The 24,121-nt window shown below is 46.9% G+C and carries 22 protein-coding genes and 2 pseudogenes; 16 read left to right on the top strand and 8 right to left on the bottom strand.

From position 1 onward, the window contains the following. Positions 1 to 27 precede the first annotated feature (27 nt). The 8 genes from IPJ02_04175 to IPJ02_04210 all read left to right on the top strand — a co-directional run bounded on the left by IPJ02_04175 (position 28) and on the right by IPJ02_04210 (position 6,107). Positions 28 to 1,251, top strand: coding sequence for a sigma-54-dependent Fis family transcriptional regulator (locus IPJ02_04175; protein ID MBK7374774.1), 1,224 nt, complete (start codon positions 28 to 30; stop codon positions 1,249 to 1,251). Between the two features lie 124 nt (positions 1,252 to 1,375). Then, positions 1,376 to 1,849, top strand: coding sequence for a hypothetical protein (locus IPJ02_04180; GenBank protein ID MBK7374775.1), 474 nt, complete (start codon positions 1,376 to 1,378; stop codon positions 1,847 to 1,849). Positions 1,850 to 1,862: 13 nt separating this feature from the next. After that, entirely contained in the window at positions 1,863 to 2,819 is a 957-nt protein-coding gene (locus IPJ02_04185; protein MBK7374776.1) for a hypothetical protein, read from the top strand. A gap of 1 nt (position 2,820) precedes the next feature. Continuing rightward, positions 2,821 to 3,177 carry a preprotein translocase subunit SecG gene (secG, locus tag IPJ02_04190; GenBank protein MBK7374777.1) on the top strand — a complete coding sequence of 119 codons (357 nt, stop codon included), beginning with the start codon at positions 2,821 to 2,823 and terminating at the stop codon, positions 3,175 to 3,177. 246 nt (positions 3,178 to 3,423) lie between these two features. Continuing rightward, positions 3,424 to 3,654, top strand: coding sequence for a hypothetical protein (locus IPJ02_04195; GenBank protein ID MBK7374778.1), 231 nt, complete (start codon positions 3,424 to 3,426; stop codon positions 3,652 to 3,654). A 130-nt stretch (positions 3,655 to 3,784) separates the two neighbouring features. Further along, positions 3,785 to 4,435 carry an endolytic transglycosylase MltG gene (gene mltG, locus IPJ02_04200; GenBank protein MBK7374779.1) on the top strand — a complete coding sequence of 217 codons (651 nt, stop codon included), beginning with the start codon at positions 3,785 to 3,787 and terminating at the stop codon, positions 4,433 to 4,435. Between the two features lie 48 nt (positions 4,436 to 4,483). Then, complete coding sequence (locus IPJ02_04205; GenBank protein MBK7374780.1) at positions 4,484 to 5,458, top strand: YihY/virulence factor BrkB family protein; 975 nt, start codon at positions 4,484 to 4,486, stop codon at positions 5,456 to 5,458. 52 nt (positions 5,459 to 5,510) lie between these two features. Beyond that, the gene (locus IPJ02_04210; protein MBK7374781.1) at positions 5,511 to 6,107 is read left to right on the top strand and encodes a thioredoxin family protein; all 597 of its coding nucleotides are present in this window, start codon (positions 5,511 to 5,513) and stop codon (positions 6,105 to 6,107) included. 93 nt (positions 6,108 to 6,200) lie between these two features. Here the strand turns inward: IPJ02_04210 and IPJ02_04215 are convergent, their stop codons facing one another. Then, positions 6,201 to 6,692: a TlpA family protein disulfide reductase gene (locus IPJ02_04215; GenBank protein ID MBK7374782.1), complete on the bottom strand. Its 492-nt coding sequence runs from the start codon at positions 6,690 to 6,692 to the stop codon at positions 6,201 to 6,203. 328 nt (positions 6,693 to 7,020) lie between these two features. Between IPJ02_04215 and lpdA the strand changes: the two are divergent. After that, positions 7,021 to 8,408: pseudogene (lpdA, locus tag IPJ02_04220) on the top strand (dihydrolipoyl dehydrogenase). A gap of 395 nt (positions 8,409 to 8,803) precedes the next feature. On the opposite strand, the gene bshC reads toward lpdA, so the two are convergent. After that, a complete protein-coding gene (gene bshC / locus IPJ02_04225; GenBank protein ID MBK7374783.1) occupies positions 8,804 to 10,402 on the bottom strand; it encodes a bacillithiol biosynthesis cysteine-adding enzyme BshC in 1,599 nt (532 codons plus the stop codon). A gap of 197 nt (positions 10,403 to 10,599) precedes the next feature. Here bshC and IPJ02_04230 point away from each other — a divergent pair, with 197 nt between their 5' ends. Further along, positions 10,600 to 11,541: a c-type cytochrome gene (locus tag IPJ02_04230; protein MBK7374784.1), complete on the top strand. Its 942-nt coding sequence runs from the start codon at positions 10,600 to 10,602 to the stop codon at positions 11,539 to 11,541. 194 nt (positions 11,542 to 11,735) lie between these two features. After that, positions 11,736 to 12,716, top strand: coding sequence for a c-type cytochrome (locus IPJ02_04235; GenBank protein MBK7374785.1), 981 nt, complete (start codon positions 11,736 to 11,738; stop codon positions 12,714 to 12,716). Positions 12,717 to 12,776: 60 nt separating this feature from the next. Here the strand turns inward: IPJ02_04235 and rimO are convergent, their stop codons facing one another. Beyond that, on the bottom strand, positions 12,777 to 14,084 hold the full coding sequence (gene rimO / locus IPJ02_04240; GenBank protein MBK7374786.1) for a 30S ribosomal protein S12 methylthiotransferase RimO: 1,308 nt from the start codon (positions 14,082 to 14,084) through the stop codon (positions 12,777 to 12,779). Positions 14,085 to 14,459: 375 nt separating this feature from the next. Between rimO and IPJ02_04245 the strand changes: the two genes are divergently transcribed. The 3 genes from IPJ02_04245 to IPJ02_04255 all read left to right on the top strand — a co-directional run bounded on the left by IPJ02_04245 (position 14,460) and on the right by IPJ02_04255 (position 17,845). After that, positions 14,460 to 14,990 carry a DUF2975 domain-containing protein gene (locus tag IPJ02_04245; GenBank protein MBK7374787.1) on the top strand — a complete coding sequence of 177 codons (531 nt, stop codon included), beginning with the start codon at positions 14,460 to 14,462 and terminating at the stop codon, positions 14,988 to 14,990. Positions 14,991 to 14,993: 3 nt separating this feature from the next. Continuing rightward, a complete protein-coding gene (locus tag IPJ02_04250) occupies positions 14,994 to 15,215 on the top strand; it encodes a helix-turn-helix transcriptional regulator (protein MBK7374788.1) in 222 nt (73 codons plus the stop codon). 143 nt (positions 15,216 to 15,358) lie between these two features. Further along, positions 15,359 to 17,845, top strand: coding sequence for a TonB-dependent receptor (locus IPJ02_04255; GenBank protein MBK7374789.1), 2,487 nt, complete (start codon positions 15,359 to 15,361; stop codon positions 17,843 to 17,845). Between the two features lie 405 nt (positions 17,846 to 18,250). Here IPJ02_04255 and ftsY read toward each other — a convergent pair whose 3' ends face one another. The 4 genes from ftsY to rpmB form a co-directional block, all read right to left on the bottom strand. After that, a complete protein-coding gene (gene ftsY, locus IPJ02_04260; GenBank protein MBK7374790.1) occupies positions 18,251 to 19,219 on the bottom strand; it encodes a signal recognition particle-docking protein FtsY in 969 nt (322 codons plus the stop codon). A gap of 212 nt (positions 19,220 to 19,431) precedes the next feature. Beyond that, complete coding sequence (locus IPJ02_04265; GenBank protein ID MBK7374791.1) at positions 19,432 to 19,602, bottom strand: DUF4295 domain-containing protein; 171 nt, start codon at positions 19,600 to 19,602, stop codon at positions 19,432 to 19,434. 66 nt (positions 19,603 to 19,668) lie between these two features. Then, positions 19,669 to 19,851, bottom strand: a complete 183-nt coding sequence (rpmG, locus tag IPJ02_04270) for a 50S ribosomal protein L33 (GenBank protein MBK7374792.1) — start codon at positions 19,849 to 19,851, stop codon at positions 19,669 to 19,671. A 69-nt stretch (positions 19,852 to 19,920) separates the two neighbouring features. Continuing rightward, positions 19,921 to 20,157 (bottom strand): 50S ribosomal protein L28, encoded by a 237-nt coding sequence (gene rpmB, locus IPJ02_04275; protein MBK7374793.1) that lies wholly within the window; start codon positions 20,155 to 20,157, stop codon positions 19,921 to 19,923. Between the two features lie 133 nt (positions 20,158 to 20,290). On the opposite strand from rpmB, the gene IPJ02_04280 reads away from it, so the two are divergent. Both IPJ02_04280 and IPJ02_04285 read left to right on the top strand, forming a co-directional pair. Then, a complete protein-coding gene (locus IPJ02_04280) occupies positions 20,291 to 22,471 on the top strand; it encodes a right-handed parallel beta-helix repeat-containing protein (protein MBK7374794.1) in 2,181 nt (726 codons plus the stop codon). Further along, entirely contained in the window at positions 22,468 to 22,884 is a 417-nt protein-coding gene (locus tag IPJ02_04285; protein MBK7374795.1) for an OsmC family protein, read from the top strand. Before IPJ02_04280 ends, IPJ02_04285 begins: the two co-directional genes overlap by 4 nt. Here IPJ02_04285 and IPJ02_04290 read toward each other — a convergent pair. Further along, positions 22,875 to 23,779 (bottom strand): annotated as a pseudogene (locus tag IPJ02_04290) (DMT family transporter). The gene IPJ02_04285 and the pseudogene IPJ02_04290 overlap by 10 nt on opposite strands. Positions 23,780 to 24,121 lie beyond the last annotated feature (342 nt).

Genomic DNA, 24,121 nt, shown 5'->3' on the forward strand with positions numbered 1-24,121 from the left:
TGTGGTATAAAAAATTGCGGAGCAATCATGGACTTACAATCAATAAAAAACCGTTTTGGCATCATCGGCAATTCGCCTGGCCTTAACCATGCATTAAATGTGGCGGTGCAGGTGGCTGCCACCGACCTCAGCGTACTCATCACCGGGGAAAGTGGTGTGGGCAAGGAAGTATTCTCCCAGATCATTCATTCCTTAAGCGCCAGGAAGCATAACCCGTTCATTGCCGTGAACTGCGGCGCCATTCCCGAAGGAACGATCGATTCGGAATTGTTCGGGCATGAAAAAGGTTCCTTCACCGGTGCGGTTGACAGCCGCAAGGGATATTTTGAGACCGTGAACGGGGGCACCATATTCCTGGATGAGATCGGCGAGTTGCCGCTGGGTACACAGGCCAGGTTATTACGTGTACTGGAAGCCGGCGAATACATACGGGTGGGCAGCAGCAAGGTGCAGAAGACCGATGTACGGGTGATCGCCGCCACCAACAAAGAACTCATCGAGTCAACACAGGTACATAAGTTCCGGGAAGACCTCTATTACCGGTTGAATACCGTGCCCATTAAAGTACCTGCCTTACGGGAAAGAAAGGAAGACATCATCCTGCTGTTCCGCAAATTCGTGAACGATTTTTCAGATAAATACAAAGCCGTGCCCGTGCAGCTGGATGAAGGAGCGAAAGAGGTGTTAATTAACTATACCTGGCCGGGCAATGTGCGGGAACTGAAGAATATTGCAGAACAGATATCGGTATTAAGCAGGGATAAAGTGATCGATGCAAACACCATGCGCACCTTTCTGCCCGAACACAATTATTCCCGCCTGCCGGTGCTGGCCGGTGGCCATGGCGTGGTAAGCCAGTCGGAATTTGCAAACGAACGGGAGATCCTGTACAAGCTTTTCTTCGACATGAAGAAAGATGTGAACGAGCTGAAGAAGATGTTCTACGACCTGTTGCAGAACCCGAACCTGGCACAGCATGCACCCGTTTTTAATGAACAACCCTTTACCGAAGTGCACAGCAATGTGCCCAACCTGTCGGCGGCAAAACCTGTTTTTCTCCCGCACAACGGACAGCCCATTGACCAGCATGAAGACGTGGAAGAATCGCTGAGCATTATGGACAAGGAAAAAGAACTCATCATAAAAGCATTGAAGAAACACAAGGGAAAACGCAAGGATGCATCACTCGACCTGGGCATCAGCGAACGTACTTTGTACCGTAAATTAAAAGAGTATGATATTGAAGAATAAAAACGACAACAGACCACAGACAACAGACCACAGAAGACATTGCCCGAACAGCAGTAGCCTGCTGTCTGTCATCGGTGGTCGGTCGTCGCTCGTCGGTGGTCGTATACTCCTTGGCCTGATATTTATGGGCATCTTCAACTTCGCCACCTGCAAATACGGATTCAAGGATGCCGCCCCCATTCCGCAGGAAGTGAAAACCTTCCGCGTGAATTATTTTGAGAACAGGGCCGAATATAAGAACCCGCAACTAAGCCCGCAGCTTACCGAAAAACTGAAACAAAAGATAATCAGCACCACCCGGCTCCGCCAGACCAATGACGACGATGCCCATTACGATATCAGCGGTTATGTTTCCGGCTACCAGATCACTTCCACCGGGGTTACCGGCAGCAGTACAAGTCTCAACCGCCTTACGGCCAATTTTCATGTTATCTTTAAGAATACCCTGGATGAAAAGAAGAATTTTGAAGGGGATGTGACCTACAGCATCGACTTTGATGCCAACCTCAGCCTTTCACAGGTGGAAACACAGAAGAACGAGGAGATCGTGAAGAATCTTACCGATGCCATTTTCAACAAAATATTTTCCAACTGGTAAACCACCGGCAACCATGCAGCATAACCAGGCATTATTCGAATCGTTGTTCAAAAGAAATTTCTCCGACCCGGGGAATAAAAATTTCCTGGAAGGGATAACGGCCGCCCACCCTTATTTTTCGCCGGCACAGTTTTACCTGCTGCAACGAACGGATGAAGGTACCGCTGCATTTGAAGAACAGGCCGGCAAAACAAATATCTTCTTTAATAATCCCCTTTGGCTCAATTTTCAACTGCAGCAGACCGAGCCGGAGACGCTAAAAGAAGCAACCGTGATAGCGGGATCCGCACCTGAAATACAGGAGGCTGAAAATATAGTTGAACCCGAACCGGTAAAAGTTGATCTTCCTGTTATTGAAAACATAACAGAAACAAAAACAGAACCCGAACCTGAATTTGAACCCGAACCGGTAATGACAGAGTTGCCTGTTATGGAGAATATCACAAAAACAGAACCCGAACCTGAATTTGAACCCGAACCGGTAATGACAGAGTTGCCTGTTATGGAGAACATAACAAAAACAGAACCCGAACCCGAATTTGAGCCCGAACCCCTGAAAATAGAATTAAAACTTCCTGAAGAAAAGAATATAACGGATGACCTGCCGCTCTTTGAACCCATGCACATGGTTGATTATTTTGCATCGCAGGGTATAAAACTGGGTGAAGAAGTGCAGGCAGGGGACAAACTGGGCAAACAACTGAAAAGTTTCACCGAATGGCTCAAGACCATGAAGAAAGTGCATACGGTTGCCACGGCAGAAGAAACCATTAAAACAGATCTGACCGTGGAGGCACTGGCCGAAATGAGCAATACGGAAAACGAAGTGATCACAGAAGCCATGGCCGAGGTGTTTGCCCGGCAGGGAAAGACGGGCAGGGCCATGGAAGTGTACCAAAAATTAAGTTTGCTCAATCCTGCCAAAAGCGCTTACTTTGCAGCCAAAATAGAAAATTTAAAAGGAGCATAACATGTTAATATTATTCGGAATTTTAGTGATACTTGCCTCGGTGATACTTGGTCTCATCGTATTGATCCAGAACCCCAAGGGGGGCGGCCTGTCTTCCAGCTTTGGCGGATTCGGCAACCAGATCATGGGCGTAAAACAAACCACCGATGTGCTGGAAAAAGGCACCTGGTTGTTTGCAGCCATTGTAGCCATCCTGTGCATCACTTCACCGGCCTTTATACCAAAAGAAGGCAGCAATGCCAACAGCGAAAGCAAGGACCTGATCGAAGGCGTTTCAACCAAAACACCGGCCACCACACCGGCTAATACGGCCACACCGCCTGTTCAGAAAGCACCGGATACCAACACAGCTAAATAATATTTTACAAAGATTTCTGAACCCCGTCGTTAACCGGCGGGGTTTTTTCTTTTATTTTGTTGAACACAAAACATGGTAGTACAGCAGTTTTAAAAAATGGATGTCAGCCTTTGTCAGCCTGAGCCCGTCGAAGGGTGTCGAAGGCGATTTAGCAGGTTGATTTGCTTTAAAATCCCGATTGCTATCGGGACAGCCTGACAGGGTTTGTAGTACAAATTTTTCAGCTGATGCGCTACCCAAAACATGATGAGTAAGAAAATAATTCTCAGTACCCTTTTCATTTTACTGGCTGCAGCAGGCTTTTTAGCCTGGCAGGTTTTCGGTCCCACCGTATCGGCCCCGGAGGGAAAATATTTCTACATTAAGACCGGGTCAGGTTATGACGATGTGAAAACTGACCTGGTTGATAAAAAGATCATCCGCAATGTCTTTTCTTTGACCGCATCGCCAGGCAGATCAAATATAACAGGGCGGTAAAGGCCGGGCGCTACCAGGTAAAGGATGGAACAAGCCTGTTCAGCCTCATCCGTATGCTGCGATCGGGCAGGCAGGCCCCGGTGAACCTGGTCATCACCAAGCTAAGGACCAGGGAAGACCTTGCACAAAAATGGCTGTGAATTTTGAAGCGGATTCTGCTGCGTTTGCCCGGGTCATGACGGATGCGGAACTGCTGAGATCCTGGCACCTCGACAGCAATACAATAATGACGGCCGTGATACCAAATACCTATTCTTTTTTATGGAATACAACACCCGAAAAGATATTCAGCAAGCTGGTGAAGGAGAAAGAAAAGTTCTGGAATGAAAAAAGACTTGCCGGGGCAAAAGCGTTGCAACTGGGTCCCGAACAGGTTTATACCCTGGCCAGTATCGTGGAAGAAGAAACGAACAAGGAAGAAGACAAAGGAAAGATCGCCCGTGTGTACCTGAACCGCATGCAAAAAGGGATGAAGCTGCAGGCCGACCCCACGGTGAAATTTGCCATGAAGAATTTTGAACTGAAACGCATCTTGGAGAAACACCTCTCGTATGCATCGCCGTACAATACGTACCAGAACAGCGGGCTGCCCCCGGGCCCCATCTGCACGCCATCATCCAAAACAATTGATGCGGTATTGAATGCCCCCGCCACCAATTATATATTCTTTGTGGCAAGGCCCGATTGGTCGGGACTGTCTAATTTTTCTGAAACCTATGCCGAACATCAGCTCCATGCAAAAAATTACCAGCGCTTTCTGGACAGCGTCAACATCCGGTAAATCTTAGCCAGTATGTTGTAGCTTTGGGTTAATCAATGAACGATCGCTTTGACCAAAATTGAACGCATCATCATCACCAGTTTCCCGGTTGCTTTTATCCTAGGTAAAAGCAAACACTGGTACCTGCCCGGTTTTGAGGGCGTACCGCTGTATGATGTGGGAAGATTTTTTTTAGGACAGGTGAAAACCGTTGGTCTGACAGAAAGGGCTTCGGCCATTGCCTACAACTTCATCATGGCCATACCGCCATCATTCTTATTCCTGTTCACGCTGATCCCGCACCTGCCTTTCATAAAAAAGAAGGATATCCTCAAACAACTCACGCTTATCATAAAAGACATCATCCCGGCAGAAGGGTATAATAAGAACATCATCAACTTTATTGACGACACTTTTTTTAAGACCCCTGTCTTTGGATTACTGTCCTTTGGATTGCTGCTGGCACTTTTCTTTGCCTCCAATGCCATGATGGGCATCATGCGTTCGTTCAATAAGAATTACATCGGTTTTGCAAAAAGAAAGGGGCTGCACGACCGCTGGGTTGCCATCCGCCTTACCACACTTATTTTCGGGCTGGTGCTTGGCTGCCTGATCCTGCTCATCACCCAGGGCGCCGTTTTAAAATGGTTTGGTCTCAAAAGTGAATTCTGGCGCTACCTCATCCTGTATGCCCGGTGGATCGTAATCATTGCCCTTGTTTTCTACTCCATCGCCTTTATCTATAAATATGCCCCGGCCGTTCATAAAAAATGGAGACTGGTCTCCCCGGGCAGCATCCTGGCCACCTTCCTGTGCATCCTGGCCACACTGGGTTTCTCAGAATTTGTGAACAATTTCGGCAGTTACAATGCCCTGTACGGCTCCATTGGAACCATCATCGTTCTGATGGCACTCATTTTCATCAATTCGCTGGTGCTGCTGATCGGTTTCGAACTCAACGTAAGCATCAAATCCCTGCGGGCCATTGCCGAAAGAAGGGATGCCCACGAAAAGGAACTGGCCGGCAAAGAAAAAAATACATGAGTGGTCATTTTTGACCGGTTCTCTTTCTTAACTTTAATAAAAACACGTTACCATGAAAAAGACATTATTTGCATTTGCTGCCATGGCCACACTTGCCTTCACCGTTGGTGACCCGTTGCCCATCGGCAGTGCCATGCCCAGGGCCGACCTGAAGATGAAAGACATTTCCGGTAAAGAGGTCGCCATGAAAGATGCCGCCAAAGAAAACGGCGTACTGGTGATGTTCAGTTGCAACACCTGCCCCTATGTGATCAAGAACCAGCAACGCACCCTCGCCATCAGTGAGTATGCCATCAAAATGAAGATAGGCGTCATCCTGCTCAACAGCAATGAGGCATACCGGGGCAACGAAGACAGTTTTGACGCCATGAAAGAATATGCCAAAGAGCAGGGATACCAGTGGAATTATGTGATCGATAAAGACCATGTGGTGGCCGATGCCTTCGGCGCCAACCGCACCCCGGAATGTTTCTTATTCGACAAGAACCTGAAACTGGTATATCATGGTGCCATTGACGACAGTCCATCTGATGTAAGCGCTGTAAAAAGGATCCACCTGCAGGAGGCCATTAATGAATTGACAACAGGCAAGGAGGTTTCTGTGAAAGAAAGCCGGAGTGTGGGCTGTACGATAAAGAGGAAGAGCTAGGAATTTGTGGTTTGTAGTTTGTGGTTGGGACCCTGAGAATTAAAACGCTTTTATAAATAAATATTGGCTTGTTTCGGGAGAGCCGGGCTTTTTTTATTGTGCAATGGTTGGTTTTATGATGGCTTCTTTGATCATGGTCTCAAAATCCGCTGCACCCATCTCCCCTTCTGTAAATTTCCGGTAACCCGTTTTGTTGTTAACCACAATGGTGGAAGGAATGGAACCACTCCACTTCACATCGATCATCGGGCAGAAATGATCGGCATTGGTCTCATCCAGCCATACAATGGGTACATTGTACTTATTCTTTTTGGCAAAGGCGGCGATCCGGGAAGGGTAATAGGATGCCAGGTCAAGACTCACCAGCAGCAGTTTCACCTTCTGCTTTTCATACTTCTTCACGATCCGTATAAAGTCGGGGATCTCGGCAATACAGGGTTTGCAGAAAGTGGCCCAGAAATTAACCACGTAAACCGTATCGTTGTTCTTTGTGTATGATTTCACCACATCCTCTATCTTCCATTTGCGTATGGACTGGCTGTGGGCAAACCCAACAAATAAAATAAGTGTAAGGAGAAAAAGCATTCGTTTGACCATACTTAAAAATACAGAGAATTGTGGAAGTGTGGGGCTAAAAAAAGTTACATCAATTGAACCACATAGGAACATAGGAAACATAGTCTTGTATCTTCTGGAAAATGCGGAAGGGGCTGGCTAAAAAAAGTTAAACCAAGCAAATACATCTGAACCACATAGGAACATGGGAAACATAGTCTTGTATCTTCTCTGTGCCCTATGTGCCTATGTGGTTCAAAGTTTTTTTCTCCCCCTAAATTAGCGTTTGGCCGATACCCCGTTTCAGGCTAAATTTGCCTCTCATTTAACATTCAACATTTAAAATTCATCATTTCATATGGCATACGACGTAATTGTTCTCGGAAGCGGCCCCGGTGGTTATCCTGCCGCGATCAGGGCCAGCCAGCTCGGTAAAAAAGTGGCGATCGTGGAAAGAGAAAGCCTCGGAGGCATCTGCCTCAACTGGGGTTGCATCCCCACCAAGGCTTTGTTGAAAAGCGCCCAGGTATATGAGTATGCAAAACATGCATCCACCTATGGCGTAAAAGCCGACAACGTGGGCGCCGATTTCGAAGGCGTTGTAAAACGCAGCCGCGGCGTGGCCGATAAGATGAGCAAGGGTGTACAGTTTTTGATGAAGAAGAATAAGATCGACGTGGTAATGGGTAATGGAAAGCTCATTGCAGCAAACAAATTAGAAGTAACTGCAGCCGATGGAAGCAAACAGGTGCTGGAAGCAAAGAACATCATCATCGCCACAGGGGGCAGGGCACGCCAGCTGCCCAGCATGCCCATTGATGGCAAAAAGATAATCGGTTACCGGGAGGCGATGGTTCTTCCCCAGCAGCCAAAGAGCATGATCATCTGCGGAAGCGGGGCCATCGGTTCTGAGTTTGCCTATTTCTATAACAGCCTGGGAACAAAGGTCACCATCGTGGAGTTTATGCCACGGGTAGTACCGGTTGAAGATGAAGAGATCAGCAAGGAACTGGAAAGGCAGTTCAGAAAGCAGGGCATGACCATCATGACCAACGCTGAAGTTACCAGCGTGGATACCAGCGGTAATGGCGTGAAGGCAAAAGTAAAGACCCAGGCCGGCGAAGAAATACTGGAAGCAGATATTTTATTAAGCGCTGTGGGCGTGGTTGCCAATATTGAGAACATCGGGCTGGAAGCCCTGGGCATTAAAACAGATAAAGGAAAGATTCTGGTGAATGCGCTTGGCCAGACCAATATACCCACCATTTACGCCATTGGTGACTGTACACCCGGGCAGGCCCTTGCACACGTGGCCAGCAAGGAAGGCATCAATGCAGCCGAACATTTATGCGGGCACAATCCGCAGCCGATGGATTACAACAATATACCCGGCTGTACCTATTGCACACCGGAAATTGCCAGCGTGGGATATACTGAAAAAGCGGCCAAAGATGCCGGTTATGAAGTAAAGTGGGCAAGTTCCCCTTTATGGCCAGCGGCAAGGCCAGCGCTGCCGGAGCCACCGAAGGTTTTGTAAAAGTAATTTACGATGCCAAATATGGCGAATTCCTGGGATGCCATATGATCGGCATGAACGTAACGGAAATGATCGCCGAGGCAGTCGTTGCCCGCAAACTGGAAACAACGGCTCACGAAATACTGAATGCAGTACACCCCCACCCAACCATGAGCGAAGGATTGAAAGAAGCAACAGCCGTGGCGTATGGTGAGGCTACGGATGTGTAAATGAAAAAACTCCTGACTTATTGTATCCCACCAAATGGTGGGATTTTTTTGTACGCCGTGGCGTGGTCTTTGACCAGCCACCAGGGCAAGCCACCGAAGCAATTGCTCTAGCTTCCACCTTTTTTCCCGTGAAAACAGCATTCGTTCCGGCTGGTCAAAGACCAGGCCGGGGCGAAAAGAGATATCTCCGTTGCTCTGTGTTGTATTTCCTCTTCGCCGTGGTTGGTGTTCCCGGGCTACCCGTAAGCCAACTCTTAAAATCTAAGTACGCGGGGACGAAGATGATCTGTGGCTATCTGAGAAAATAATCTGTGCTGATCTGTGGTTAAAAAATCAATTCGCTGAATTAATCCGGGTTTCTTCAACAGGTAGGAGTGTCACCAATCCAAAAGAAATCATTTCTCCTCCATCACCACAAACTCCTGTTCCAGTGCCAGCGAATTCTTATAAACGGCATCTATGAACCCCCTGCCCCATTTTGCATAAAAGGGCATGAAATTCTCAATGCGTTCCTGCAGGCTGCCGTGCGGGAAGAGCTGCTCCTTCAGTTTGTGCAGCTGCCGCTGCTGGGCCTCAAATTTCTTCTTTTCAGCACGCAGCATTTTTTTCTCAAGCGCTTCCAGTTTGTCCAGCGCCTTTTTGTGGAGGGCTTCGGTATGTCTTTGCAAGCTGGTATCCACTGCCCCTGCAGTTTTCTTCAGGTTGGTATAGAACGTATCCATGGCCTTCCTTTCCTTTTGCAGGCTCAGCTGCACGCTACTGTTGCGTTTTACGATATCATTCAGCAGGTCGTTCTCTGTTTTGAAAAGATCCATGAGGGAAAGTCCCAGGTTGCCCGCCAGTTTACCCTGCTTTTCCTCTGCCAGCATAAACGAATTACGCAGCACCAATGGCGGAAAAGGAACCTTTACCACTTCAAATACTTTTTTCAGTTCCAGCCAGTAGGCGATCTCTCCTCCCCCGCCGATGAAGGCGATGTTGGGCAGGATCATCTCCTGGAATACCGGGCGAAGGATCACATTCGGACTGAAACGATCCGGGTGTTCATTAAACTCTTTTCGTATCTCCGGTTCACTGAACTGCTGTTTACCATTTACTATTGACCATTGGGTACCGCTCTTTTCTATTCTTTGCCGGCTGTCGTCCTTCAAATAGAATAAATTAATGGCCCGCCCACCTGCCTGCACCTTATATTCAGCAGGGAATGCAGCCACCGACTGTTCAACCAGTTTATGCGAAAATGCTTCTGTGAGTTCTTTTTCAATAACAGGTATGAACGCTTTCTTCAATGCCGCATTATCGGGCAGCAATACGACCAGCCCGTATTCCCCAAACAGTTCATTCACCAGTTTGAACGTGGCCTGTTCAATCGTTTCGCCTTCGGTATAACAATCCTTCATCAGCCCGGTGATATCCTTGCCAAAGGGTTGCACGCTGAGTTCCCCGGCGATGACATCCAGCACGCTGGTCAGCGCCTTGTCCACTTTCATCCTGCCCACAGCGCCGGTCTGGTCCGTCTTCCATTCATGTTTAACGCCGTTGATGTACACATGGCCCAGTTCTTCCAGGTCGGCGTCTTCGCTGCCCATATAAAACACGGGTACAAAATCACAGCCGGGTATCTCTGCTTTAAGAAATTCGGCCAGTTTAATGGCATGCATTACCTTGTAAATAAAATACAGGTGGCCGGTAAAGATATTCGGCTGGTGGGCTGTGATGATGGTAAAGCTGTTCCCGGAAAGCAGCAGGCCGATATGCTGCGCTGTTTTTTCTGAAGCAATAACATGCTGGTACTGCTTCTTCAGTTCTTCCACCAGTAATTCCCGGCCGGTGGGGTATTTCTTACGGTCTTCGATGGCCGCCTTTATACCCTCCACGGAGACCGGGTGGGTATAGAAAGGCAGCAAAGGCTTTACCTGGCCCAGGTAATCCAGTACCATTTTCGAAAAAAAACCCGTTTTGCTGTAAGGTGTTTGCGTAGATGTAAAATTCATTGACTATCTTTTGTCCCTCAGGAGTTAAGGCAACAAACTTACATGAATCCTGAAAACTAATGTGTGTCGGTTCAGTTAATTTAATTGCCGGATTTTTCACCGATGGATGACGAATATCATGCAATAATATTTGTTTTTCCCTCTTTTTATTTCATCTTTTACAACCGGAATATTGCAATCAAGTTAAACATTTATTTATGAAAAACAGTTATCTGAAATTCGGTATATTTTTCCTGGGATTGTTTGCATGCACCGCATCGCTTCCCTCCTGCAACAGCGCCGATAAAAGCAGCGATGACAAGGCTGCAAAGGAAGACTCGCTTAAAATGAAGGTTGAAAAGGGCAGGTACCTGGCCTATCATGTGTCTGGCTGCATCGACTGCCACAGCCAGCGGGATTATAAAAAATTCTCGGGACTTATTGTGCCGGGAAGCGAGGGCAAAGGCGGGGAGGTATTCAATGAGATATACGCCATACCGGGAGTGGTATTTGCCAAGAACATCACAGCCGACACGGTGAACGGTATCGGCAAATGGACCGATGAGGAGATCGCCCGGGCAATTACCCGCGGCATCAGCCGTAACGGGGACACGCTTTTCCCCATCATGCCCTACCCCCATTATAACCAGATGAGCAAGGATGATATTTACAGCATCATTGCTTTCTTACGCACCCTCAAACCCAATGACAATAAAGTGACCGAGCGGAAACTCTTTGTTCCCCTTTCGACCGTTTATCCCCCGCTGCCAAGCAGTTTGCTGGAATATAATATCAAACCGGATGTTTCAGATATGGTAAAATACGGCGCTTACGTGGCAAACAGCGCCGCCTGCATGGATTGTCATACACCAATGGATAAGGGCAAATACCAGATGGATAAATTATTCTCCGGCGGATTTGTCTTTAACATGGGATCGTTCAAAGTAACTTCCGCCAATATTACCCCGGATACCGCAACCGGCATCGGCAAGTGGACGGAAGAAATGTTCCTGGATAAGTTCAAGCATTACCGTGACCCGTCGCTGATACCAGTGACCCTGGCAAAACAAATTCCATCATGCCCTGGTCCCTGTTTGCTAAAATGGAAGATTTTGACATCAAAGCCATTTACCGGTACCTGCGTACCGTACCGGCGGTAAACCACCATGTTGATAAATACCCACCTGAGAAATAGTTTTATGACAGATGAAAACGCCTTCGGATAACCGGAGGCGTTTTGCTTATAAACATTCTTTCACATTTTGTCCATATTGTTTGCCGTCTGCTTGTATTTTTCAGGTTTTTTTTATTTTTTGTACTCCGAACAGAAATCAAACAACACAAACTACTGCATATGAAAAGAAAATCTGCAGGCCCGGCAATTTGCCTGGCCGTATTATTTCTCCTGCTCAGCGTGCTGGTTTCCTGCAACAATAATGATGAAAAAAAAGAGCCCGTCGCTGCAGGCAATTCCGATTCCCTGGCTAAGGTGATCGAACGGGGCAGGTACCTGGCCAACCATGTAAGCCTGTGCATGGACTGTCACAGCCAGCGTGATTTCAACCTGTTCTCCGGTCCGCCCAAAGAAGGCACGGAAGGCATCGGCGGCGATGTCTTCGACAAGGGGGTGGGCATACCGGGTGTGGTCTATGCCAGGAACATTACCCCCGACACAGTGAACGGCATCGGCAAATGGACCGATGAAGAAATTGCCCGGGCCATCACCCGGGGCATCAATAAGAACGGCGATACGCTTTTCCCGGTGATGCCTTACCCCTACTACAATACCATGAGCAAGGATGATGTCTATAGCATCATTGCCTACATACGCACCCTGAAGCCCAGTACCAACAAAGTGCCGGAAAGGAAACTGATGATGCCCGTATCGCTGGCTTACCCGCCGCTGAAAAGCAGTTCACCAGACAGCAACCGGGCGCCCGATGTTTCAGATATGGTGAAATACGGCGCCTATGTATGGAACAGCGCCGCCTGCATGGACTGCCACACCCCCATGGAAAAAGGGCAGTTCGTAATGTCAAAGATGATGGCGGGAGGGTTTACTTTCGACCTGGGAAGTTTCGTGGTCACTTCGGCCAACCTGACCCCCGATACCGCCACCGGCATCGGCAAGTGGACCGAACAGCAGTTTCTGGATAAGTTCAGGAACTACCGGGATAAAGCCTCCTATTCCGCCAACCCTGGTAAGAACAATTCCATCATGCCCTGGACCATGTACGCCAACATGACCGACTTCGACATCAAAGCGATCTACCGCTTTTTGCAAACCCTGCCGCCGGTTAACAATAAAGTTGAAAAATATCCTCCGGCAAAATGATATCCTGTAAAACAAAACGCCTTCGCATTAACGGAGGCGTTTTGTTATTTTCTTATTGTATTAAACCACTTCCCCTTCAATATCGTAATCATAAGCCCTGGTGATCTTCACGTTCACAAATTCACCGATGGCCAGTTTTTTCTTTGACTGGATGATCACTTCATTGTCCACTTCCACGCTGTCAAATTCCGTCCGGCCCAGGTAACGGCCAGCTTCTTTTTTATCGATCAGCACTTTGAAGGTCTTTCCAACTTTTTCCATGTTCTTCTCCAAAGAGATCTCCTGCTGCACTTCCATGATCTCCTGAGCCCGTTCTTCTTTTTCTTCAGCCGGGATATTGTCTTCCATATCAAAGGCGCTGGTTCCTTCTTCGTGGCTGTAGGTAAAAATACCCACCCGGTCAAAGCGCATCTGCTGCAGGAAGGTTTTCAGTTCTTCCACATCATCCCTCGTTTCACCGGGAAAACCGGCGATCAACGTGGTACGTAAACAAATACCCGGGATGCGGTTGCGTATCTCCCCCACCAAATCTTCCATCTCTTCCCGGGTGATCTGCCGCTTCATGGCCTTCAGCATATTGTTGGCAGCATGCTGCAGCGGCATATCGAGGTAGTTGCAGATATTCTCCCGCTCTTTTATCGCATCAATGATCTCAATAGGGAATTTTGAAGGGTAGGCATAATGCAGACGTATCCATTCCAGTCCTTTTACATCGGCCAGTGCATGAAGCAGCCTGGGCAGCTCCCTCTTTTTATAAATATCCAGTCCGTAATAAGTCAGCTCCTGTGCGATCAGCATCACTTCTTTCACCCCCCTGTCTACCAGCCGCTTTGCCTCATCCACCAATGATTCTACCGGGCGGCTCACGTGGGCGCCCCGCATCAATGGAATGGCGCAGAACGCACAGGTCCGGTTACAGCCCTCGCTTATCTTCATATAGGCATAATGCTGCGGTGTGTACAGCAGGCGTTCGCCCACCAGGTCATTCTTATAATCTGCCTCAAAGGTCTTTAAGATATTGGGCAGTTCCATCGTACCAAAATAGGCATCTACTTCAGGGATCTCCTCCTCCAGGTTGTTTTTATACCGTTCGCTTAAACAACCGGTAACATACACTTTATCGAGTTTACCCCTTCGTTTTAATTCCACCTGCTGCAGGATGGTGTGTACACTTTCTTCCTTTGCCTTTTCAATAAAGCCGCAGGTGTTCACAATCACAATATTGTGGTCCTTTTTTGCATTTTCATGCACCACGTCAATGTCGTTTGCAATGAGCTGGCCGCTAAGCACTTCACTGTCAACCATGTTCTTGCTGCAGCCCAGGGTGATGATGTTTACCTTGTCTTTTTTAAGTGTTTTTGTTTTCATGAGCCGCAAAGTTATGCCATTACATGCGCAGTTTGGAGACCCCTTAAAATAACACATCATATATCAGTAAATTGGTGGCTTCTTTTCCAATTCAATACGCACAATACTTGAATCATCAGAAATAAAAACTAACCTACCCCCTCTTATTGGTATTGTAGTTACCGGTAAATTGATCAAACAAATCTTACTTAGCGATTAACTGGGCTACGGGCAAACTATTCCTGTATGATCTTGGACAAGACCCGGAATTTTTACTAATTCAGAATCAGCTTCTTAGGAGGACCAGGAAATGTATTTATCTTTTTACTAAAAATATTTATTGTTTTTCAATAAATATTTATCTATATTTGCTTTTCACTTCTAAAAGCACTCAAAATGAGCACGAAAACAAAAACAGAAACGATCCTGGTAGTAATGAATGTGATAGCCTGGATAACTTTTGTTGGGCTGATGATAGAAGCCGGCGCAGTACTAACTACTTACGCGTTAAGTGTAGCAAACCCGAAAGGAGCTATGAATCTCTACAAGGGACTTGATTTTTTCAGCCTGAGGCAATATGATTTCTGGCACTATACGGGAATCATTTCGTTAAAAGCAGCAATCCTGATGGTAGAAGCCTATACTGCATTCCTCGTAATCAAGGTGCTCTCCACGATCAAAATGACAAACCCGTTTACTACGGATGTAGCCAAAAGGCTTGAGAACATTGCCTACACACTTATTTTGGCGTGGGTTGCCGCAATGCTTTACAATGGACAACTGAAATGGCTTTCGAAGCAAGTGGCCGGTTTACAGGAAAACCGCCTTTCTGTAGACTTCATATTCTATGCAGGTCTTGTTTTTATTATCGCCCAGATCTTCAAAAAAGGTGTGGAAATCCAATCTGAGAACGAATTAACCGTATAAGCCATGCCGATCATTGTAAACCTTGATGTGATGATGGCCAAACGTAAGATGTCTCTGAATGAGCTTTCCGAAAAAGTGAACCTGACGCTGGCCAACCTCTCGATCCTTAAAACCGGTAAGGCAAAAGCAATCCGGTTCAGTACCCTGGAAGCCATCTGCAGGGTACTGAATTGTCAACCGGCCGATATCCTGGAATATGTTGACGACCGCAGGGCGCCGGCTTAGGTCATCGGACAAGTTCACACTACTGCAAACCATTCGGCAAATCCCTACCATTCATCCATCAAAAACCCCGGTTCATAGATTGTGACATTGTAACTACAAAATACACGAGCTAAGTTTGCGGCGGAATTATAAAAGTAAAAGCCATGAAACAAAAACTACTATTTATTGCATCGCTGTGTTTTATTTCGTCAACAGCCATTTATGCCCAGGCACCCGCAAAGGTTTCGGGGCAAATAAAAGATAACACCGGCAAGGCACTTTCAAACGCCACCATCATGCTGCATTCAGCAAAGGACTCATCGCTGAAGAAAACAGCCGTTTCCGACAGCAGGGGTTATTACGAAATGCTGGCCATAAATCCGGGCAGGTATTTTGTGACCAGCACCGTGCTGAATATGCAAAAGACCAGCTCTCCTGCCTTTGAAGTAAAAGAGAATGAAACCGTTTCAGCCCCCGATATCATTACCCAGCCGGCTGCCAAAAGCATGGAAGGCGTGACGGTGAGCAGTAAAAAGCCCATGGTGGAAGTAAGGGCCGATAAGACCATCCTGAATGTGGAAGGAACCATCAATGCCGTTGGCCAGGATGCCCTGGAATTATTAAGAAAATCCCCGGGAGTGATCGTAGATAAAGACGATAACCTGAGCCTGGCCGGCAAGAACGGTGTACAGGTATATATAGATGGCAAGCCCAGCCCGTTGAGCGGCGCCGACCTGGCCAGCTATCTTAAATCGCTGCAGTCAGCCCAGATAGAAGCCATTGAACTCATCACCAACCCTTCGGCCAAATACGAGGCCGCCGGCAATGCAGGCATCATCAACATCAAACTCAAAAAAGACAAGACCATCGGCACCAACGGCAGTTTCAACGGCGGGTATAATATCGGTGTGTATGCCAAATACAACGCCGGCCTGTCGCTGAATCACCGTAACAAAAAAATGAACCTGTTCGGCAACTATAACTTCAACACCGGTATAAATGAGAACATCTTCAAGCTGTACCGGGAGCAGGGCGACAGTATCTTTGACCAGCGCAACCGCATGTTGAACCGGAATAAGTATGGCAATAATTTTAAAGCAGGTGCCGATTTCTTTATCAATAAAAAAAGTACGGTGGGCTTTATCCTCAACGGGAATATCGCTAAAACTGTGACCGAATCCGAAGGGCCGATGAACATCATTTACCGCCCGACCAATACGGTTTCCAGGTTATTGCGGGCATCCAGCTATAACGAGTCCAAACGGAACAACCTGAATACAAATATCAACTACCGGTATGCCGTAACAGGTGGTACCGAACTGAATATTGATGCCGACTACGGTTTCTTCAATCTCCGCGGCAACCAGTTCCAGCCCAATGATTATTTCGATGCCTCCGGTAACAATAAGCTGTACAGCAATGTGTACCGCATGATCTCCCCTACTGATATCGACATCTATTCGGTAAAGGCGGATTACGAGCGTAATTTTTACAAGGGCAGGCTGGGCATCGGGGCCAAGGTTGGTTTTGTAAAGACCGACAACGACTTCGCCCGCTATGATGTGATCGGCAACACCGAAGTGTATGACAAGGATAAAAGCAACCGCTTCCGGTACACCGAGAACATAAATGCCCTTTATGTCAATTATAACCGGCCGTTCAAAGGTTTCATGGTGCAGTTCGGGCTGCGGCTGGAGAACACCGTATCAGACGGAAAGTCGACCGGGCTTAAATACAACAGCAATACCGGCCTGTACGAAAATTACGATTCCTCCATACACCGCAACTATACCAACCTGTTCCCCAGCGCTGCCATCACGTTCAATAAGAACCCGATGAGCCAGTTCGGGATCACGTACAGCCGCCGTATCGACCGTCCTGCCTACCAGGACCTGAACCCCTTTGAGTTCAAACTGAATGATTATACGTTCATGAAAGGAAATACCCAGCTGAAACCCCAGTACACCAACAGCATAGGTTTTTCACATACGTACAAATACAAGCTGAACACCCAGCTGAATTACAGCCACGTGAAGGACATATTCACGCAGTTGCCGGATACCACTGAAGGATCCAAGAGCTTCCTTACCAAGAAGAACCTGGCCACCCAGGACATCGTGAGCCTGAACATCAGTTATCCCCTCCAATACATGTGGTACAGTTTCTTTGCAAACCTTAATTCATACTACTCCATGTATAAGGCCGATTTTGGCGGCGGGGACCGTAAGATAGACCTGGACGTTTTTGCCCTGAGTTTCTTTATGCAAAACAGTTTCAACCTGGGTAAGGGCTTTAAACTGGAACTAAGCGGATTTTATAATTCACCCACCATCTGGCAGGGCACTTTCAAGAGCAAAGCCATTTACGGCATCGATGGCGGGATGCAGAAAACACTGTTCAAAGGAAAAGGCAACCTGCGGGTGGCATTAAGTGATATGTTCCGCCTCATGAAGTTCAGCGGAAGCAACAACTTTACGGGCCAGTACAACGAAGCCAGCGGCCGGTGGGAAAGCCGCCAGTTCAAGGTCAATTTCAGCTACCGCTTTGGTAATGCACAGGTTAAAGCGGCACGCCAGCGCAAAACATCCATTGAAGAAGAAAATAAGCGCACCGAAAGCAGCGGAGGCGGCATCGGTGGCAGCGGTAAATAATTTTCCCGGCACATGAAAACATAAGGCCGCCCTGCAAGGGGCGGTTTTTATTTTGTCACAGCAATGTCAATAACCTGTTGAAAACCCGGATCTGTTTTAACGCTCCTTTAACTGCCTTTTGTATAAGTGTTAACAGCAACTTTTAGAAAAGCATCGGATATTTGTGTTGTAATAATCAAGCAATAAAGATTTTCTCATAAGCAGTTAGTTTTGGTAACCGGCCCCTGTCTCTACAGGGGCTTCTTCTTTTCTGTACGTTGCATTTATTTTTTAGCAGAGAAGTGGTATGTGCAGAAACTGAATTTGCAAACCGGTCAGCATTTTAAAAATATAAAAAGCAGCAGCTGTATAAAAACGATCAGTACCTGAAAATCCGGAAGTGACTATTTTAGAAAAGTGAACTTATTAAGCAGGCATATTAAACAGGCTGTCCACAAAATCTGCCTTATCAAAAACCAGCAGGTCTTCTGCTTTTTCCCCTACGCCGATGAATTTTACAGGTATCTTAAACTGGCTGGCGATGGCCAGTACCACGCCGCCCTTGGCTGTTCCGTCTAACTTGGTGATGGTTAACGCCGTTACATCCGTAGCGGCCGTAAAATGTTTGGCCTGCTCCAGCGCATTCTGCCCGGTGCTGCCATCCAACACCAGCATCACTTCATGCGGCGCTGTTGGTATCACTTTCTGTATTACCCGCTTGATCTTCGTAAGTTCATCCATCAAGTGAGCCTTATTGTGAAGGCGCCCGGCTGTATCGATCAAAATTACATCCACATTCTTAGCCACACCGCTGTTCACGGTGTCAAAGGCCACGGCTGCCGGGTCGCTCCCCATATCTTTTTTTACGATGGGTACTCCCACCCGTTCGCTCCAGATGGTAAGCTGGTCAACGGCAGCAGCACGGAAGGTATCCGCCGCACCCAGCAAAACCGATTTCCCTGCTTTTGAAAAGTTGTGCGCCAGTTTGCCAATGGTGGTTGTCTTTCCCACACCATTCACGCCCACCACCAGGATGATATGGGGTTTATGGCCGGCAGGCAGTTCATAGTTCTCATAGCTGCTGTCCTGCGGGGCGCTCACTAAAATATCCCGGATCTCCTCCTTCAGGATATTGTTGAGTTCGGAAGTATTCAGGTATTTGTCTTTGGCTACCCTTTTTTCTATCTGGTCAATGATCTTGACCGTTGTCTCCACACCCACATCGGCGCTTACCAGGGCATTCTCCAGGTCGTCCAGCACTTCTTCATCCACGGTACTCTTTCCGGCAATGGCTTTTGTTATTTTGCTGAAGAATCCCTCCCGGGTCTTTTGCAAACCCTGCTGCAGGCTTTCCTGCTGCTGTTTCTTTCCAAATAATTTATCGAAGATACCCATGGTTGTTGAGTTGATTCGGGATGCGGGATGCAGGATACCGGATACAAGATCCGGGATGATACACGCTGAAAATTAAAAAGGTTTTCATTATTTGAACACTGCCACTATCCTGCTCTCGTATCCGGTATCCGGTATCTCGTATCCAGTATCAAAAAAAGCCATTCTGAAAAACAGAACAGCTTAGTTGTATAATTTTATTCATGACGGAATAATCAGCTCGCCAGGAATTCCTTGATCTTGTCTTTGTGTACGATCGCTTCCTTGAACGTGTATGCACCCGTTTTAGGACTGCGCAAGGTACGTATCACTTTTGTCCAGTTCTTAGCGTCGGCTGCTGCCTTCTGGTCTTTGGTTTTTATCGCTGTTTTAGCTGCTTTTGCCATGATCTTATGTTTAGTAGTTAATCAGTTAACCCGTTTATACGTATTAACCGATTAACGGATTAACGTTTACTTGATTTCTTTATGAACAGTCACCTTCTTCAGGATGGGGTTGAATTTCTTTAACTCCATACGCTCCGGTGTGTTCTTCTTGTTCTTCGTGGTGATGTAACGGCTTGTACCCGGCTGACCACTTGTTTTGTGTTCGGTACACTCCAGAATTACCTGTACCCTGTTTCCTTTCTTTGCCATTTTTTGTATTGTTTATTGGTTAATCAGTTAATCCGTTGATACGTGTTAACCGATTAACGGATTAACGTTTTAGATTTTTTCTCCTGCAGCACGCAGTTTTTTTACTACGGAAAACAGGCCATTTTTATTGATGGTCCGGATCGCTTCGGATGAAACCTTCAGGGTAACCCACTTGTCTTCTTCTGCAAGGAAATAACGCTTGGTCTGCAGGTTGGGTAAAAACCGGCGTTTTGTCTTGATATTTGAGTGAGAAACCTTATTTCCTGTTACCGGCTTCTTCCCGGTCACCTGACATACTCTAGCCATAGTACTAAATTTTGGACGGCAAAGGTAAGGTTTAATATCAATAATCTTGGTTCAAAATGGAAGATTTTTTCCTTTTTTGCAGAAATCTGCCCACAATTCAACTCAAATTGTGAATAAATCTACCTTTACCCCCATGCAAATACTTAAAACCGGCTTCCTGGCGATCGCTCTTTTACTTCCTTCCATGCTGACCATGGCTTCCGGCCCCGTACCGGCTGAACTGAAACCCGGCATGGTCATAACCGCCTCCATGCAGGTTAAAAAAGCCAGCTACCGGTTCAATGGATATGAATCCCTGGACAGGCCCGTGATCCGGATAAAAGGCAACAATATTACGGTGGATTTTAATAATGCCCTGCTGCTGGGCAGCAATAACAAACAACTGCCCAATGAATTTTATGGCCTGGCCCTGCTGATCGAAGGAAATGATATTACCATCAAAAATGCCCGGGTAAGTGGCTATAAAGTGGCGGTGATGGCAAAAGGCTGTACGAATCTGAAGATCGAACATTCTGACTTCAGCTATAACTACCGCCAGCAGTTACAAAGCACCTGGCTTCATGAAGACGTGAGCGACTGGATGAGCTACCACCACAATGAGAACGACGAATGGCTGCGGTATGGCGCCGGCATTTATTTAAAGGACTGCAGCAAAACAGTGATTCAGAACAACATCATCACCGGCGGCCAATGTGCCCTGATGATGATGCGGAGCAATGACGGGCTGATCACGGACAATGATTTCTCTTTCAATTCTGCCATCGGCATCGGCATGTACCGCAGCAGCCGCAACAATATCCTGCACAACAAACTTGATTTTAATGTACGGGGCCACAGCCACGGATTTTACCACCGGGGCCAGGACAGTGCCGGCATACTCATCTTTGAACAATGCAATGAAAATGTATTTGCGTACAACAGTGTAACACACAGTGGTGATGGTTTCTTTTTATGGGCGGGACAAACCACCATGGATACGGGAGAAGGAGGCTGTAATGATAATTATGTTTATAAAAATGATTTCAGCTATGCGCCTACAAACGGGGTGGAAATAACTTTTTCCAAAAATCAGATTAAAGATAATATCATAAATGAATGTGACCATGGTATTTGGGGCGGTTACAGTTGGCAGACATCTATCAATGGGAACATTTTTGAAAAGAACAGGATCGGTATTGCGATTGAACACGGACAGCATAACAGTATTTTCGGCAATCAGTTTACCAGCAACAAACAGGCAGCTATAAAATTGTGGGCAAGAAGGACACAACCTTCAGACTGGGGTTATGCAAACAAGCGGGATACAAGAAGTATGCGGTATTTTCTTTATAGCAATAGTTTCAATAATGAAGCTATCGCTTTAGATTTTAACTTGACCAGTGACATTACTTTGGGAGCGAATTCCTATAATAATACGGCCTTAAAGATAAAGAAAGACAGTACTGTTCATGATTTGGATTCTCAAGCTAATGTAGCCCCGGCTCCTCTTTTTGAGATGCATGAATCTGTTCTTGAATGGAAAACAAAAGAGATACCTGTCACCAATTTTCCCAAAGGCCGCAGCCAGATGCGCATCACCGAATGGGGCCCCTATGATTTCCGCTACCCCATCCTCTTCTTAAAAAAGATCGACAGCAACCAGGTTTATCATTTTGATGTATTGGGACCAAAGGGAAAATTCAAAATCAAGAATTCAAAAGGAGTAACAAACATCAGCCAGACCGAAGGAACGTTCCCTGCGGAGCTAACAGCGCAAAAGAACGGGGAAGATGTGCAACTGAAGATGGAATATACCGGCGAAGCATTCACGGATCAGTTTGGCAGGAGACAGTCAGCAAATAAAGCTGTTGATTTTTCATTCCGGGATTACCAGCCGGATATCAACTGGACCGTGAACTGGTATAGCTGGGATGCAGCACACAACCCCAATAAGAACTACGACCTGTTCAAAACAGTTTATAATAATACCCCGGTAAAAACGGAGCAGGCAAAAAAGGTCGACTACACCTGGTGGGGTTCTATCGGTAAAAACCTGCCGGCTGATTCTTTTGCCATCGTGGCCACCGGGACCGTGGAAGTGGAAAAAGGATCGTACCAGTTAAGTGTTACCGCCGACGACCTGGTAAAAGTTTTTGTTGATGGTAAATTAATGATCGACTTTTGGGATGTCTCTAAATATAAATACGATGAAGACACCCATCACAATGCGACCATTGAATTGAACGGAAAACATACCATCCGGATCGAGCAGGTGGAGAATTCCGGCTATGCAACGCTTATCTTTAAACTAATCCCGCTTAATAACAGATTATGACAACACACAACGTAACCACCGTATTCAACCAGCACATGTCCTTCACCGCCGACATTGACGGGCATAAAATAACCATGGATGACCCCTCTGATGAGATCAGCGACAACAGTGGCCCCAGCCCCAAACGCATGATGCTGGCCTCTCTGGCCGGCTGCACCGGCATTGACATTGTTTCGATCCTGAATAAAATGAAAGTGGAGTTCAGCCAATTCAGCATCCACGTGCATGCAGCGCTCACCAACGAACACCCCAGGATCTACAACCTGGTGAAGATCACCTATAAAATAAAACTGGCTGAAGAAGACAAACCCAAAATGATCAAGGCCGTGAACCTGTCAACCGAAAAATACTGCGGGGTTTTTGCCATGTTCAAGACCTTTGCAAAAATGGATACCGAAATTGATTATCTCTGATCGACAGATCCGTTTCCGGGGGGATATTTACGGTATGCACGCCTTATCCGGAGCATTTGTAAAATAACTGCCAGCAATATCAATCCCACACCAACATAAAATTCCCGGTGCAGGTTCTCATTCTCCTTAAAAAGATAAAGGCCAGGATGATGCCGTAAACAGGTTCCAGGTTATACGTAAGGTTGGCGGTAAAGGCGGATACTTTTTTCAATGCGTTTAGTTGCAGGTCAAAACTGAGCACCGTGCATAACCAGGCCAGCACCAGTAACCACAGCCAGTCGGTACTGGTGGGCAGGTAATAATTTGCCGGGAACTGTGTCAGGTACAGCGGAACCAATAACGTCAACGCAAGCAAGCCTCCTCCCAGTTCATACAGGGTAAGGATCTTTGGTTCGTATACGATCAGCAGTCTTTTATTGAAAATGGGAAAGAGTGCACTGCCCATGGCCGACAGTATCCCGAAGATGACCCCCATCTTATACTGCGGGTGAAAATCGAAAATGATGTAGATACCGGCGATCGCCATCAGCCCCAGCAACACTTCCACCAGCGAAAGCCTTCGTTTCAGGATCAGCGGCTCAAAAAAAGCGGTGAAGAAACCCGTGGCACTGAAACAGACCAATGCCACCGAAACATTGCCATATTTCACACTGCCATAAAACATGACCCAGTGTATGGCAACGATCGCCCCCACACCGGATATCTTCAACACATCGTTGAAAGGCACCTGTTTCAGTTGTTTCCGGAAAAATAAGATGGCGCCCAGCGTAACCACGGTTATCAGCAGCCTGAACCATACCAGCAATCCTTCATTGAGTGTGATCAGTTTGCCCAGTATGGCGGTGAAGCCGGCAAGGAAAACAGCAATATGAAGTTGTACCAGGGCTTTTTTCATGGAGCAACAAAGATAAGAACCAATGTTCCTTTCCCCGATAGATAAATGCGAAGAGACCTCACCCCTCCCGATCGCTATCGGGACCCTCCCTCCTTCGACTCCGCTCAGGAGGAGAGGGCACTGGAAGACCTAAGCGAAGACCATGTTTTGCAAATGATGAGAGAAATGGAGAAGATCGTTGCGAAGAAACCTACCCCCCGATCGCTATCGGAACCCTCCCTCCTTCAACTCCGCTCAGGAGGAAAGAGCACTCGGAGACCTAAGCGAAGATTATGTTTTGAAAAAAAATACTGGTTAAATTATTGCTGAATAAAGAGCCAATGATGATGTGGAAGTTTTAAT

It is taken from the genome of Chitinophagaceae bacterium, from assembly GCA_016710165.1.
In the GTDB taxonomy this organism is placed as follows: domain Bacteria; phylum Bacteroidota; class Bacteroidia; order Chitinophagales; family Chitinophagaceae; genus Ferruginibacter.

Excerpts from the sequence above, each read along its gene's own strand:
- rimO (MBK7374786.1), bottom strand. The coding sequence starts at position 14,084 with ATGAAAACAAAAACACTTAAAAAAGACAAGGTAAACATCATCACCCTG.
- IPJ02_04280 (MBK7374794.1), top strand. The coding sequence starts at position 20,291 with ATGCAAATACTTAAAACCGGCTTCCTGGCGATCGCTCTTTTACTTCCT.
- IPJ02_04285 (MBK7374795.1), top strand. The coding sequence starts at position 22,468 with ATGACAACACACAACGTAACCACCGTATTCAACCAGCACATGTCCTTC.
- IPJ02_04215 (MBK7374782.1), bottom strand. The coding sequence starts at position 6,692 with ATGCTTTTTCTCCTTACACTTATTTTATTTGTTGGGTTTGCCCACAGC.
- IPJ02_04210 (MBK7374781.1), top strand. The coding sequence starts at position 5,511 with ATGAAAAAGACATTATTTGCATTTGCTGCCATGGCCACACTTGCCTTC.
- IPJ02_04265 (MBK7374791.1), bottom strand. The coding sequence starts at position 19,602 with ATGGCAAAAGCAGCTAAAACAGCGATAAAAACCAAAGACCAGAAGGCA.
- IPJ02_04185 (MBK7374776.1), top strand. The coding sequence starts at position 1,863 with ATGCAGCATAACCAGGCATTATTCGAATCGTTGTTCAAAAGAAATTTC.
- IPJ02_04255 (MBK7374789.1), top strand. The coding sequence starts at position 15,359 with ATGAAACAAAAACTACTATTTATTGCATCGCTGTGTTTTATTTCGTCA.
- rpmG (MBK7374792.1), bottom strand. The coding sequence starts at position 19,851 with ATGGCAAAGAAAGGAAACAGGGTACAGGTAATTCTGGAGTGTACCGAA.
- IPJ02_04175 (MBK7374774.1), top strand. The coding sequence starts at position 28 with ATGGACTTACAATCAATAAAAAACCGTTTTGGCATCATCGGCAATTCG.
- IPJ02_04250 (MBK7374788.1), top strand. The coding sequence starts at position 14,994 with ATGCCGATCATTGTAAACCTTGATGTGATGATGGCCAAACGTAAGATG.
- secG (MBK7374777.1), top strand. The coding sequence starts at position 2,821 with ATGTTAATATTATTCGGAATTTTAGTGATACTTGCCTCGGTGATACTT.
- IPJ02_04235 (MBK7374785.1), top strand. The coding sequence starts at position 11,736 with ATGAAAAGAAAATCTGCAGGCCCGGCAATTTGCCTGGCCGTATTATTT.
- mltG (MBK7374779.1), top strand. The coding sequence starts at position 3,785 with ATGGCTGTGAATTTTGAAGCGGATTCTGCTGCGTTTGCCCGGGTCATG.
- IPJ02_04230 (MBK7374784.1), top strand. The coding sequence starts at position 10,600 with ATGAAAAACAGTTATCTGAAATTCGGTATATTTTTCCTGGGATTGTTT.
- IPJ02_04245 (MBK7374787.1), top strand. The coding sequence starts at position 14,460 with ATGAGCACGAAAACAAAAACAGAAACGATCCTGGTAGTAATGAATGTG.
- ftsY (MBK7374790.1), bottom strand. The coding sequence starts at position 19,219 with ATGGGTATCTTCGATAAATTATTTGGAAAGAAACAGCAGCAGGAAAGC.
- IPJ02_04195 (MBK7374778.1), top strand. The coding sequence starts at position 3,424 with ATGAGTAAGAAAATAATTCTCAGTACCCTTTTCATTTTACTGGCTGCA.
- rpmB (MBK7374793.1), bottom strand. The coding sequence starts at position 20,157 with ATGGCTAGAGTATGTCAGGTGACCGGGAAGAAGCCGGTAACAGGAAAT.
- bshC (MBK7374783.1), bottom strand. The coding sequence starts at position 10,402 with ATGAATTTTACATCTACGCAAACACCTTACAGCAAAACGGGTTTTTTT.
- IPJ02_04180 (MBK7374775.1), top strand. The coding sequence starts at position 1,376 with ATGGGCATCTTCAACTTCGCCACCTGCAAATACGGATTCAAGGATGCC.